This is a genomic window from Veillonella parvula, assembly GCF_047241225.1.
GTDB classification, from domain to species: domain Bacteria; phylum Bacillota; class Negativicutes; order Veillonellales; family Veillonellaceae; genus Veillonella; species Veillonella parvula_O.
This window is the reverse complement of record NZ_JBKTIE010000002.1, coordinates 571,705-585,831: the sequence shown is the minus strand read 5'-3', so window position 1 is coordinate 585,831 and position 14,127 is coordinate 571,705. Positions and strand designations below refer to the sequence as shown.

Sequence of the window (14,127 nt, the reverse complement as noted above, 5' to 3'; positions counted from 1 at the left end):
CCAATTGGAATTGTGTGAAAGCATTCACTACGTCGCGAACTTCTTCGCTAGGCACGGAAAGGGCCACTTCTGTTTCAAGCACATTCAATGGTTCAGCCGGTTGTTCTGGCATCATCAATCGATCTTGAGCCGCATCCGCTTGACCTACCGCGCATACACAAGCAAGTGCCAATACAGGCATAAATGTTTTGAATTTCATACTTCCTCCTTATGATGAGCCGCCCCGGAAAGGGCGGCTTTCACAATCCTTACATGAGTGGTTAAGAACTCGAATATTCAGATTCGATTATTTTGTAAGACCTGCTTGTTGCATCAACAATGCGATTTGAGCTTTCATTTCTTCATTATCGCGTTGTACTTGATCGTATTTAGCAGTTAACTCTAGGTCATGTTGTTTCATACGTTCATTTTCAGCTTTTAAAGCAGTCACTTCATCCTGCAATACATATGCAGAGCTGATAGGGCCGGCTTTGTAACGTGCAGGAACCGCTTTCTTAGCGTCGGATGTACCAAATTTGTAGGATACGCCCGCATTAATCATGTTGTCATGACCGCCAAGAGATACGCCCATATGGAACATTGTAGATTCATTAGTATAGTGCGCCACGCCTACAGCTGCAGCTGTGCTGCCTTTATAGTGACCTACAGCAGCCAATACTTGAGTTGGTTCCAATGGATCATATTGTAAAGGTTTGAGGCCGGAAATAGCTGCACTAGTCGCACCTACATCAGCGATTTTACCATCCACACTACGCATAGCACTGCTCAATTGATTTACATTAACCGCATCAGTGCCATCTACACCAGGGCCAACATTAGTAATTCTATTACCACCGTTGTTAAGGCCGTCTTTAGTAAGGCTTACAGCATTACCTTGAGCAGGTGTAATTGTCACGCCGCCACCGTTCATAACAGTTGTATTACCAGCAGCATCTGTAGTAGTTACGGACTCAAGACCTTTCAAGTCTTTCGCCAACTTGATATTGTAACCATCACCAGCAGCGTTTTTCACAACACCGATATTGTTGTCTGCCAAACGGTTCACATCCGCACCGCCTTTAAGGTTCATAGTATCTCCCAATCCACGAACCACTTTACCGCTATCACCAGGTTGGTCACCTTGGAATACACGACCTGTTCTTGCTTTGTTATTGAAGTCGTCATTAACAGCTTTCAATTGATCTTCTGTTGCGGCACGACCAGGAACTGCTACAGGATTTTCAGGATCCCAAGTTTTGTTATCCAAACCTGTTACGAAGTTACCTTCTTTACCGTTGGAAGTTTGTTTCCCTACGACTACATCGCCAGCTTTCACAGTATTTGCCATTACGGAACCGTCATTGCCGTCAATCTTAACTTGATTGCCACCGTTGCCAGCTGTAATCGTACCTGCTGTGCCGTCCATTTTAACTTGCTTTGCGCCCTCACCGGCTGTAACAGTACCCGTGGATCCATCAATCTTAACTTGTTTTGCTGGATCTTGACCAAGAGTGATCTTATCGTTCAAGGCCATTTTGATAGCGCCATTGTCCACGGAAGTTTTGATGTTGCCGTCACCTTTTAGGTCGATTGTCTCACCAAGAGGTTTCTTCACAGAGTTACCATCTTCCGCTTTAAGACCGAAGCCTGTAGTTTTGATATCTTCAATAGCTGTATGCAATTGACCGCCGTTTACAGCGTCCTTGCTACCAGCGCCAATAGTACCATCAGCCACATTAGTAATCTTCTTATCAGCTGCATCGATACCGTCTTTTGTTACCTTAGGACCGTTTTCGATTGTTAAGCCATCTTTGTTGATAGTAACAGCTTTATTGCTACCATCATTGATTTGCAAGCCGTCTTTAGTCAACTTAGTCGCTTCATTAGCGCCGTCCTTGATAGTAACGCCATTTGTATCCATCTTAGTGTTGCCTGTTGTTACAGTATTAGCTGTTACAGTGTCTACAGTGATGTCTTTTTTCAATTCTACCTTAACAGCGCCGCCGTCTACGGATGTTTTGATATTCTTCTCATCACCTTTAACCTTAACAGTTTCACCAAGAGGTTTCTTCACGGATTGACCGTCTTCCGCTTCAAGACCGAAACCATTGGTTTTAAGGCTTTCAACAGCACTATGCAATTGACCGCCGTTAACAGCGTCTTTGCTATCTTTGGCAACCGTACCGTCTTGAACATTAGTAACCTTCTTGCCTGCTGCATCGATGCCGTCCTTCGTCATAGATGGACCATCGGTAATCTTCACGCCGTCTTTTGTAACAGCTGTCAACGGTTTACCAGCTGCATCATTGATAGTCATGCCTGCGCCGTTTACAACGGTTTTACCGTTTGCACCGTTAGCTCCGTTGTTGAAAGTAATGGAGTTCAAGTCTTTAAGGTCTTTTGCCAAACGAACATTGAGAATGTTATCTTTGCTGATAACACCAATATTGTTTTCAGTCAAATCATCTTCGTTTGTTAGGCCGCCCTTAATGTCCAATTGTTCATTAAGTTTTTTCTTGATAACATTACCGGAATCACCACCGTATGCCATACCGTCATCTTTGGTTGCCACTTGATGTGTCTTACCGTTTTCATCAGTGTATTTAATACGAGTGATTTCCTTACCGTTGAGATCCGGATCACCTTTTTCAACAGAAATGTCAGCGCTACGGCCGTCTTTACCGTTAAGACCAATATGACCGATACCGTCCTTACCGGAAATGGATACAGCTTCTTTGCCGTCCTTACCAGTAACAGCCACCTTGCCGTCTGTACCGTTCGCAGTGTCAGGACCTGTAATGGACACACCGTCCTTACCGTCTTTGCCAACTTTCACGGATTCAGCTTTAAGGTTTTTATTCATCTTCACGTCAATAGTAGTATCACCGGTTTGTGCATCTTGCTTGATGAAAGTCTTGATGTTTTCGCCGCTGTAATCTCCGTCAGCTGCAGTACCTTCACCTTTAATAGTCACTTTGGAGCCAAGCTTGTTAGTTTTTTCGCCGCCTTGGTTAGCATCGAATTTCAAACCTTTATTAGTTAATGCGTCCGCACTATCTTTAATTTTGTCATTCAAGTAGTCCACATTAACCGCTTCGCTGCCATCATTGCCGGTAGCGTACGCCAAGTTCGTCACATGAGTGCCGCCTTGTTTGTTATTGTATGCAGGACCTTCGTAAGTTACCTTGGATTTATCAGGATTACCAGTAGCATCCAAATCATACTTAACAGCACGGTCATTCAATTTATCAAGTTTGGATTTAGAAGCAACGTCTTTGATGGTAACGGTTTCTGTTTTATCTGGATGATTCTTATCTTGTACAGTCAACGCTACATCGCCGTTCGCATCCACAGTGTAGTCTCCATTGGAGCCTGCCGCTTGATTTCTGATCAAACGATAATCAGTGGAGTTAGCACTTTGTGCATCCAACGCTTTTTTCAATTGATCTTCCGTTGCCGCACGACCGGATACAATCTTACTTGCATCCCAATCTTTATTATCAAGGCCTGTTACATAATTGCCTGTTTCGCTGTCGCCGGCCGCATTGTTAACAGTTTGACTACCCATAGTAGCACCGCCTGCTTTCACAGTCTTAGCAGCCGTTACGGAATCAAGATTTTTAAGGTCTTTCGCCAATTGAAGTTCCAATTTGTTAGTGCCATCAGCTTTTACGTTGATATTGCCGGCTGCGCTCTTGAACGTTGCAGATTCAGCTTCAGTTACACCTTCACCTTGTACTTTTACCAAGGAATTCAATTTTTGTTTATTCACGGTACCAGAGTTGTTACCAGTGAATTGTAAACCGTCTTTCATAGTCGCAACTTGGTGCTCGCCGTTGCCGTCTTTGTAAACGATACGTGTAAGACCGTTTGTACCGTCTACACCTTTTTCGCCTTTAACGCCTGTAGCAGAATCATCGTAACCAGGTTTTACGGATAAGTCGATACCATTTGTACCATTAACGCCGTTCGTTCCTGCAGGGCCTGTCAAGCCGATGTGGCCTACGCCGTCCTTACCGGAAATAGAAACTGCTTCTTTACCGTTTTTATCAGTAACAGCTACCTTGCCATCTGTACCGTTCGCTGTGTCAGGACCTGTAATAGATACGCCGTCCTTACCATCTTTGCCAACCTTCACAGATTCAGCCTTAAGGTTTTTATTCATCTTCACATCGATAGTCGTATTACCTGTCGCTGCATCCTGTTTGATGAAAGTTTTGAGGTTTTCACCACTGTAATCAGCGTCAGCTGCAGTACCTTCACCTTGAATTGTAACAGTGGAGCCTAATTTGTTAGTTTGTACACCGCCTACATTGGCATTGAATTTAAGACCTGTGTTAATCAAGTCATTCTTGGTATTCGTAATTTGATCGCCAAGGTCTTGTTTTACTTGATGTAATTGACCGCCGTTTACAGCATCTTTAGAACCTGCCGCTACATTGCCGTCTTTCAAGTTAGTAATTTTTGTACCGTTAGGGCCTTCCAATGTTACTGTGTCATGGCCTGTGTTACCGTCATATTTTACGGAGCGGTCTTTTACCTTATCCAATTCAGTTTTGGACGCAACATCCTTAATCGTTACAGTTTTAACATCACCGGATTTTTCGTCTTTTACCTTCAAGTCAACTTGATTGTTTTCAACTTTATAAGAGCCGTCTACGGCGTTGTTCGGATTAGCAATTAAGCGGTAATCTGTAGCACTTGCATTAGATGCTTTCAAAGCATCGCTAACCTTCTTAAGTTGGTCTTCTGTCGCTGCGCGTCCCTCTACATACGTAGGATCTGAAATGTCCCAAGTTCTATTATCTAAACCTGTTACAAAGTTACCAGTTTGATTGCCACCTTTTTTATCCGCTACCGTATGATTACCTACAGTGGCAGTGCCTGCTTTCACAGTGTCAGATGCCGTTACAGATTGCAAACCGGTCAAGTTTTTCGCCAATTGCAATTGTAATTTTGCATTGCCGTCTGCACCGACAGCCACAGAAGTAACACCGATATTATTACCTGTAGCAAGATCAGAAGCACTTGTTACGCCACCTGTGATGTCCACTTGTTTGTTAAGTTTAACATTAGATGTAGCACCCATGTCGCCTTTGAATTTAAGGCCATCGTTCAAGGTTGCCACTTCTTCGTTCGTGCCATCAGGTTTTTGGTACGTAATACGAGTTGTAGTCGTGCCAGGAGCACCATCTACACCAGGTTGACCGTCACGAGTAACGGAAATGTTAGTTGTTACACCGTCTTTACCGTTGATGCCGATTTTACCGTCTTTACCATTTGCACCGGTTGCAGTAATTGTTTCTACATTGAGGTTTTTACCAAGTTTTACATCAATTGTGCTATCGCCGTTAGCATCTTGAGAGATTTCTGTAATGATATTAGAGTTATCCCCCTTAACTGCTACTTTGGAGCCCAATTTATTTGTTTTTTCGCCGCCTGTATTAGCGTCGAATTTAAGACCCTTATCAATAAGATCTTGTTTAGTTGTATCAATCTTATTGTTTAAATCATTTTTAGTATTTGTGATTTGGTCACCAAGATCCTGCTTAACTTGATGTAATTGACCACCGTTTACAGCGTCTTTAGAGCCAGCCGCTACGTTACCATCTTTCAAGTTGGTAATCTTTGTACCATTAGCACCTTCTAATGTTACTGTGTCATGACCTGTATTACCATCGTATTTCACAGAACGATCTTTTACCTTATCTAGTTCAGTTTTGGACGCAATATCCTTAATCGTTACAGTTTTAACGTCACTGGATTTTTCGTCTTTTACTTTCAAGTCTACTTGATTGTTTTCAACCTTATAGGAACCGTCTGCCGCATTGTTCGGATTAGCGATTAAACGGTAGTCAGAAGCACTTGCGTTAGCCGCTTTCACAGCATCACTAACAATCTTAAGTTGATCTTCTGTTGCCGCACGGCCAGATACATAGGCAGGATCAGTTAATGTCCAATCTTTATTGTCCAAACCGGATACAAAGTTACCGTTCTGAGCAGCACCTTTGTTATCTGTTACAGATTGGGTACCCACAGTAGCAGTACCAGCTTTTACAGTTTTTGTAGCTGTTACCGTATTAACATTGATGTCTTGACCCAATGCAACCTTAATCTTTGTATCGTCGCCGGTCTGCGTAATCGTAGTATTAATGTTAGTACCGTCACCGGCTACAGTTACCTTGGAGCCCAATTTATTTGTTTTTTCGCCACCATTATCAGCATCGAATTTAAGACCTTTATTAATAAGCTCTGTTTTTGTATTATCAAGCTCTGTTTTAGACGCGATATCCTTGATAGTTACAGTTTTCTTATTCGCAGGGTTTTTAGCATCTTGTACAGTCAAGTCAACCTTATTACCGGATACAGTGTAGGCCTTATCAGCAGCACTGCTATTTTCAACTAATTGATAGTCAGGAGCATCTACGTCAACTTTATATGTTTTATATGTACCGTCAGTACCTTCTGTAATCGTTGTGTTTTTACCAGCAACAACTTTAACTGCTTTTTGAGCTTCATCACGGATAACGGATTTACCGCCGTCCGTAATGTTGGACAAGTCAGTTTTTGCCACTTTAGTTGGATCTACATCTACAGTGTAATTACGTACACCACTTGCGTCAGGTTGGCCACCTGAAAGTGTCATTAAACCACTAGTACCCAAGGATACCTTTGTATCCATGCCATTTACAGTATATGTTTTTTGACCTGTAGTAGGATCTACTGCAGGAGCCCCAACAGTTACATTATTACCGGCCTGTACAATAGTACCTAATGCAGTAATATTCTTTTTACCAGCATTGGTAATATTGGATAAATCTTGATTTGCTGCGTTATCAATCTTCTTCTTAGTTGCATCAGTCAAAGCCACATCGATTGTTTGGTTGTTAACAGATGTCGTAACATAAGAGCCGTCGCCTTTTACAGTCAATGTTTGGTTGTCCAATAAAACGTCATTTTTACCGCTGTTGCCGGCTACTTTTAAATTAACATTGCGCAATTGTGCCACATTAACAGCGTCAGTATCAGCTGTACCTGCAGCTACGTTTGTGATTTGACGAGTTTTTGTACCACCGTCACCTACGGACACCGCACCCATAGTGGATGTCAACGCAGCGCCTGTCAATCCGCTATATCCGTTTGTACGGCTGTCTGCAGTTTTAACATTATAACCTGCTTTACCGGCCGCAACGGAAGCAACGGAATTCGCACCCAATGCAACGCCGTCATCTACGCTGGATTTAGCTTTATAACCGATAGCAGTACTGTTTGCATTAGCTGCAGTCGCATCAGCACCGACAGCTGTAGCAAAGTTACCTGCTGCAGAAGTACGTACACCGGCTGCTGTAGCGTTATTGCCTGTAGCACCTGTGTTATCGTAGTTCGCATCGGCAGATGTGCCTTTAGCACTGAAGAAATTCGTTTGTGCCGCTTCAACAGCTTCTTTTACCGTATGGTATGTGCTATTCTTGATATTGAAATCAGGCGCTTTATATGTAGAACCATTCGCTTCATAGCCCGTATAAGTAGGACCTGCGATGGATTTTGCCAAATTACTGTTTACAAATTTTAATTGTTTTACATTTGTTGCGTCAGTATCGTTTTCACCACCTGCTACGTTGATGATACGGCGTTCAGAACCTACGTTACCTACTGCAACTACACCGTTTGCAACATTGTTATTTTGTTGGTTAGTAAAAGCAGAGTACCCATTAACCAAGGTACCTCTTACTTCCGTACCAGCACCTAATGCCAAAGAGTTATTGGACTCAGCCTTAGCATTTGTACCGATAGCCATGGAGTTAGTACCTGTAACAGTAGCACCAAGACCGATAGCTGTCGTATTAGTATTGTTCGCTTTTGCTTCTTTACCAATTGCAATCGCACCATCTTTGGAGGCATTAGACGCACCGCCAAGCGCAAGCGCATCTGCACCTAGAGATTTCGCATTACCCCCTAATGCGATGGAGTTGGATTTAGTTGCTTCAGCAGTACTGCCCATAGCGATAGCATCAGCACCTGTTGTTTTAGCCTGATTACCCATAGCAAAACTGTTTGCACCACTTGCAGTTGCACTTTTACCCATCGCTACCGCATTTTGTGCGGATGATTGCGCCGTATTACCGATAGCAAAGGCATTCTCTGCACTAGCATTAGCACTATAACCCATAGCTACCGCATTGGCACCACCCGTACTGGATGAAGAACCGAATGCCATGGAGTCAGATGCAGCAGTAGATGTTCTCGCCTTTGTCCCGAATGCAAGGGAACGAACACCTTCTGTTACGGTATTACCGTTGGCATTATATTGTGCACTAGGAGTACCATGTTGTTGACCAGGCAATTTTATAGTTTCTGCCGCACCAATGGCAATAGATTGATCTGCTTTTGCCGTAGCAGAATAACCCATGGCAAAACTACCGTTGCCCTTTGCCCAAGATGCAGTACCTAATGCTGCAGAGAACTCACCTTCTGCAGCGGATTGACGCATCATAGCCAAGGAGTTAAATCCGCTCGCCTTTGTAGCTGTACCAAGAGCCATAGCAGATGGAGATAAGGCTTGTGCATAATGTCCTAAAGCAAAGGAAATACCACCTGTAGCTTGAGCATAGTTACCAATCGCTAAACCAGAGTAATAGTTTGTACTACCTTCTCGTATATTTGTATTGCTACCGATAGAAATACCGGAGAACATATTTGTTGTATAATTGCTGCTATCATTACTATTATCAAATGGTTTTAAATTCCCTGGATTTTGATAGTTGTATAAATAACTACCATCACTAGACTGTGGTTTGCCAGTAACATACCCAGCACCATTTACACCATCAATAATCATAGCAGTATGATCGCCGGCCGCATAAACAGTAGAAATATTACCACCCATCAATAATGCAGCCACCGCCATAATCGCACTCATGCGTGCCCAGGTTGTACCGCTTTGTATGGATTTCACCTTGCCGCCACCTGTTTTTACGATTTCAGATACTACTACATAGCATTTTTTTGTCTTACTCCAAATGACATTATAAATTCGATTCATAATTATCCTTCCTTACCAAAAACTTAGTAAAACACAGCACTTGTGTTTCCTCATATTGCAAACAAAATAAAAAGAAGAAGCATAACGATTAGTTATCATCTACACTTCTTGCACAGAATAATAGTATTCCAAATTACGATTCGAATACTATAAATATTTATGATGTATCATCATATACTCACCCACGGCTATACAATATCAAAAAATTTCTATCTTGTAAACAACTTTTTCATCTTTTCTTCATTTTTATCGTTTATTTATTTTATATTTAATACTTTTTAATTTTAAGAAATAGAATCTTCATCTTTCCTATCAATTATTACGATAAATCCACATATCGGGATATAACGATTATTGTAATTACGTAATCAATTTCATATTTTTAAACTTTTCAGTTTAATACTTTCATAGATAAGATAATTTTATATACAGAAGGATTATCATCTACAGGTACACGAAAAAGCCGAGGCCCTAGAGCCTCGGCTCTTACAATATAAATATAGATTATATATAAATATTTATATAGATATTCTATTTTTTATTGATCCTTATACGTTCAATAGTTGGTTGTTCTTCATGATTCTTGGCAATGGTATCCACACGGAATAATACCATTTCAGGTCCAAATTCAGATATGAGTCGATCATCAACGACAACACTGTTAATCAACATACACCGTATGTTGACGACGCACATTTTCCAACATATTAGCACGAACCGATGTTTTTGTATCCGATCGATGGTTACCACCAAACCAAGCCGTATCGACACCGGCTAGACGGAACATAACCTTACCGTAAGGGCTACCGTGCTTATGCTCCGGTTTATTATAGCCCATATCAACAGAAATCCTCGGTGTGAGCTGCAACTCGGTACCGATTCGCAAACCATGCTTATCCGCACTGTGCCGCAACTGCCAACGATAGGCCTCCATATACACGCGCGCCCAACGGGCATTCTTGAAGCTAGTCCCGTACTCCGCAGTATATCCGTTAGACACATTTTCCATGCGTGTCGCACCATCAAGGGAACGCTCACCAGACACACCGCGATACCAGTTCATGCGAAACGCACCAATCCCCGACACGTACTCCAGCCCGACACTCATGCGACCGTGATTGCCTCTGAACCGATGGTCATAAAACAGATTGCCACCGTAATAGTGTTCATCGTTCACTGCAATTCGGCGATAACCGATGCCTACATTCGCCGTCGTTCCTGTATCCGCTGCATTCGCCAACCGCTCCTGTGTAAACCACACATGACGAGATGTCTCATCATAATGACCTAACGGCTGCAATGTTTCCACACCGTACAAGGGCTTCCAGTTTTTCTGAAAGCGCAATGACAAGACGGTTCGCTGCATCCACGGTTTCGCCTTCGATCCGTGCATTGCGGAATGAACACCAGTCATGACCACCGCCTGCAACGCAGAGTTGACCGCATCCGTATCGGAATAACGAGTCGTCTTTTTATCTGTGGAGTCTGGCATCTCCAATCCGCCCTGACCGATGACATGATCTGGAGTATGAGATGAATTAACATGGAATGTATCTAAGTCGTCAGATAATACGGTCTTACTTTCACTATGAACTTGTTTTACCGTAGTCCCCTGCATAGGCTGCTCTGCTTTATTTACCTGCTCCCCCGATACGGGCATAACGAACATGCAAAGGGCACTCATCAACACGATTATATATTTCATTACACACTCTTACGTACAAACACACTTCTCATTACTTAATACCGTACATACTTAATTATGTACATAATACTTAATTACACACGATTACATATACCGATGACTCATGATTTCATCATGAACAATACATGAAATTATTTCTATTTTATATAAATATATAGAGAATTGTCAATGCATATAGATTGCAATTGATAGAATAAATAAATATTTAAACTTTATAATTATGTGTCAAAGATTTCTTATCAACTATAAATACCTATAGAATATATTGTATATTTATTGAAATTATGTGAATATTCTATTTACAATATACCTTTTTGGTATTATAGTAGCCATGTAAGTCTTTTTATGAAAGTTTTGTGAAAGTTTGTTTGTACACAAAGGAGTGTATACGATGAGTAAGAAACGTTTTGTATTAGCAAGTGTTGTAATGGTAGCTTTATCCGCCTCAGTTTATGCGGCGCCGGTTAATATCGTTGATAACAATGGTAACATCGGCAAGGAAGGTCAAACTTTCACCGCAGGAACAGGCGGCAACATCACCCTCGGTGAGAATGCCGGTGCGGCGAACGGAAAAGGAAAGGGGCCCAATGCCCAAGGCAATAACATAGCCTTAGGTTCAGCTGCTGGGGCCGGCTCATCAGGCGGTGGCAATATCAACCTTGGGGCGAAGTCATTTCGAGACAGTACTGGCGATTTTAACATAACCGTCGGTTTCGCCGCAGGTAATGCAAGCCAGTTGACGAACTCCATTGTCATGGGGACTCAATCAGGGGAAAAATCCGCAGGTGATAAAAACGTGTGGATTGGGAACTTCCAGGGTGCTAACAGTAAAGCCAGCAATTCTGTAGCCATCGGGTCAAATTCGACAGTAAATGGTCAGTTCAACCTTGCCGTAGGGCATTATGTGAATGTAAATGCCGCGAAAGGTTTGGCCGTAGGCTCTTATAACACACTATCTGAAAAAGCGACTGCATCTGGCGTATTCGGTCAAGGCCAATACGGTAAAACAGCTATTGATGCGGCCAATTCTTACAGTATAGGTAATTACAACCATATTTCTGGAGAAAACACCTTTGTTCTCGGCAATAATGTGACTACCTCTCTAAAAAACGGAGTTGTCCTTGGCAATGATTCCGCTGACGGCGATGTAGTCGGTACAGCAAGTCATACCTTTGAAAATGGTACTACCGTCAACTATGCCGGCACTGCCCCTGTATCAACAGTATCCGTAGGGGCTAAGGGCAAGGAACGGACAATCACCAATCTCGCAGCAGGTCGCGTGAGTGCTACCTCTACAGATGCGGTCAACGGCTCCCAACTCTACGGCGTTCATCAAATGATTGATACCCTTGGTAAAAGTACAAGTCAACAACTTAATAATTCTATCAGCACCATTGAAAAATCTGTACAACATGTATCTCAAGAGGTACAACGTGTCGAATCAGAATCCAATAAAGGCGATGCTCGTGCCGCTGCGTTAGCCGCATTGCATCCACTACCATATGATCCAGATAATCGCGTTCAATACATGGCAGGCTACGGTCATTATAAAAATGCGAATGCAGTAGCTCTAGGTGTAGGCTATTATCACAAAGATAATCTTTTACTCACCACAGGATTTACGATGAACAATCACGTTATGGCCAATGTAGGCATCACCTATAAACCGGGAAAATCTTTGTCTACTGCTATGTCCCCTGCCTCTTATAACGCACTAGAACAACGCGTACAAGCATTAGAAACTCAAAATAAAGATCTACAAGAAACAGTAAAACGCTTGGTAGACAAACTTGAAAAATAATAAGATCACTTTATGGTAGTCCTATGACTACTTTCACAAAAACACACTAAAACCAAAAAGCTGTACACACAGTCGATTTTTGAACCACCTTTGATGTTACATTGGTTTTGACATCAAAGCCGTTCAATCTAAACTATGTATGTACAGCTTTTATGATTATTTATATGTAGTTATTATAATAATGTATTTCATCTCAATTTGACGATATATATTTTTATCCCTATAATATAGGTAGATAGCCAAGCGAGTGGTTCCGTTAGGCTCATCTCAGAACTATAAATAATTGATGAAATGGCCTTTCAGTTATCCAGTTACGGGTAACGAAGGGCTATTTGTCTTTTCCAAGACAAATAAGAGCCACAAGTGCTCCAAAGGCAATAACTACAGTTATTACCTCTAGAATTAGCATGATTAACTCATAATCACTCATAGACACCCCTCCCTTCATTAACGAAGAGAGGCCCAACCTCGTTGGCTATCCTAATCCTATTATAAGTCGAACTAATGCTCGATACAATAAGAAACGTTTTAAAGAAATATATGAATGAATCAATAGACGACTTTACCTATCATGCAATTATCGATGTACTAAAATCGCTCCTATCTATTAATAATTCGCTTAAAATTTATGTGTAAATCCTGCATTTACAGACCAACCGGCCTTATAATCACCAGATAGACCTGTACTAATATCAGCAAAGATGCTGTTATTTGCATTAAAACCGTAGCGACCTCCAAAGGCTAAATCTGTCCAAGTGCCTTTAATGTCCTCGGAAGTGTATTTAGTAGTAGCACCACTAGTATATGTAGTTTTTACTGTACCAGAGAATGCATGGTTAACACCAAGACGAGTATATAGATTACCTGCGCCGAAATGTTTACCGATTTCAAGGCCAAGACCGCCTACTGTACTGCTCACACCAGACTGATCTACTTTCATACTGCCAGCATTGAAGCTATCACCACCAAAGTGAGTATAGCTCAATTGTGCTTGTGGCTCGATATATGTACCATTAGAAAGTTTCACGGTTTTACCATAGCGTGCACCAATTGTATACGCATTAGCTTTAGTCTCACCAGAAAATTTTTCACCAATCTCATTACGAACAGTGAAATCGTTAGATGCACGACCTACTTGGGACTCAATATGGATATATTGGTTGTTACCAAGATTTTTCAAACCATACGCACCAACAGCAAAGGCTTTTTCCTTACCAGAGCCGTTCAAAACGTAATCATCGTTACCACGAAGATAAGAAACTTGACCACCTACGGTCCAACCGCTACCAGTTTTAGCATCGTAACCACCTTGGATACGCGTGTATGTTGTATCTGTATCGATTCCGCTTCCATTAAAGTTGTATTTACCTCCACCAACGCGAGCCCAAATACCTGTTGGTTCACCTTGTTGTAATACGCGTGAACGATACATATTATCTGTCAACGTTCTCCAACCATTAATATTACTCATGATGGCGGAACGAGTACCACGCATATGTGGCGTATCAAAGGCACCCATATTGACATTCATCTGAGGATTCTGCTCAAGAGCTGGTACTTGTTTTTCCTCAGTTTTTGGAGTCGGTTGCGGTGTTGGTT

At 42.0% G+C, this 14,127-nt stretch carries 5 protein-coding genes and 1 pseudogene; 1 reads left to right on the top strand and 5 read right to left on the bottom strand.

Annotated features, from left to right (window positions below):
- From ACLRYO_RS06050 to ACLRYO_RS06035, 4 genes and pseudogenes are all read right to left on the bottom strand, one after another.
- Positions 1–199: pseudogene (locus ACLRYO_RS06050) on the bottom strand (hypothetical protein); the annotation flags it as partial.
- Positions 200–286: 87 nt separating this feature from the next.
- Positions 287–9,022 carry a YadA-like family protein gene (locus ACLRYO_RS06045; RefSeq protein ID WP_413084742.1) on the bottom strand — a complete coding sequence of 2,912 codons (8,736 nt, stop codon included), beginning with the start codon at positions 9,020–9,022 and terminating at the stop codon, positions 287–289.
- Positions 9,023–9,553: 531 nt separating this feature from the next.
- Positions 9,554–9,694: a hypothetical protein gene (locus tag ACLRYO_RS06040; protein ID WP_180773334.1), complete on the bottom strand. Its 141-nt coding sequence runs from the start codon at positions 9,692–9,694 to the stop codon at positions 9,554–9,556.
- A complete protein-coding gene (locus ACLRYO_RS06035; protein WP_287501373.1) occupies positions 9,684–10,727 on the bottom strand; it encodes an inverse autotransporter beta domain-containing protein in 1,044 nt (347 codons plus the stop codon). Before ACLRYO_RS06035 ends, ACLRYO_RS06040 begins: the two co-directional genes overlap by 11 nt.
- A 391-nt stretch (positions 10,728–11,118) precedes the next feature.
- Between ACLRYO_RS06035 and ACLRYO_RS06030 the strand changes: the two genes are divergently transcribed.
- Complete coding sequence (locus ACLRYO_RS06030; RefSeq protein WP_287501372.1) at positions 11,119–12,528, top strand: YadA-like family protein; 1,410 nt, start codon at positions 11,119–11,121, stop codon at positions 12,526–12,528.
- A 619-nt stretch (positions 12,529–13,147) separates the two neighbouring features.
- On the opposite strand, the gene ACLRYO_RS06025 is transcribed toward ACLRYO_RS06030, so the two are convergent.
- Positions 13,148–14,127: autotransporter outer membrane beta-barrel domain-containing protein (locus ACLRYO_RS06025; RefSeq protein WP_413084741.1), on the bottom strand; the 980-nt coding region annotated here is incomplete at its 5' end.

Coding starts and splice junctions, on each gene's coding strand:
- ACLRYO_RS06040 (WP_180773334.1), bottom strand. CDS start 9,694: ATGTTGATTAACAGTGTTGTCGTTGATGATCGACTCATATCTGAATTT.
- ACLRYO_RS06035 (WP_287501373.1), bottom strand. CDS start 10,727: ATGAAATATATAATCGTGTTGATGAGTGCCCTTTGCATGTTCGTTATG.
- ACLRYO_RS06045 (WP_413084742.1), bottom strand. CDS start 9,022: ATGAATCGAATTTATAATGTCATTTGGAGTAAGACAAAAAAATGCTAT.
- ACLRYO_RS06030 (WP_287501372.1), top strand. CDS start 11,119: ATGAGTAAGAAACGTTTTGTATTAGCAAGTGTTGTAATGGTAGCTTTA.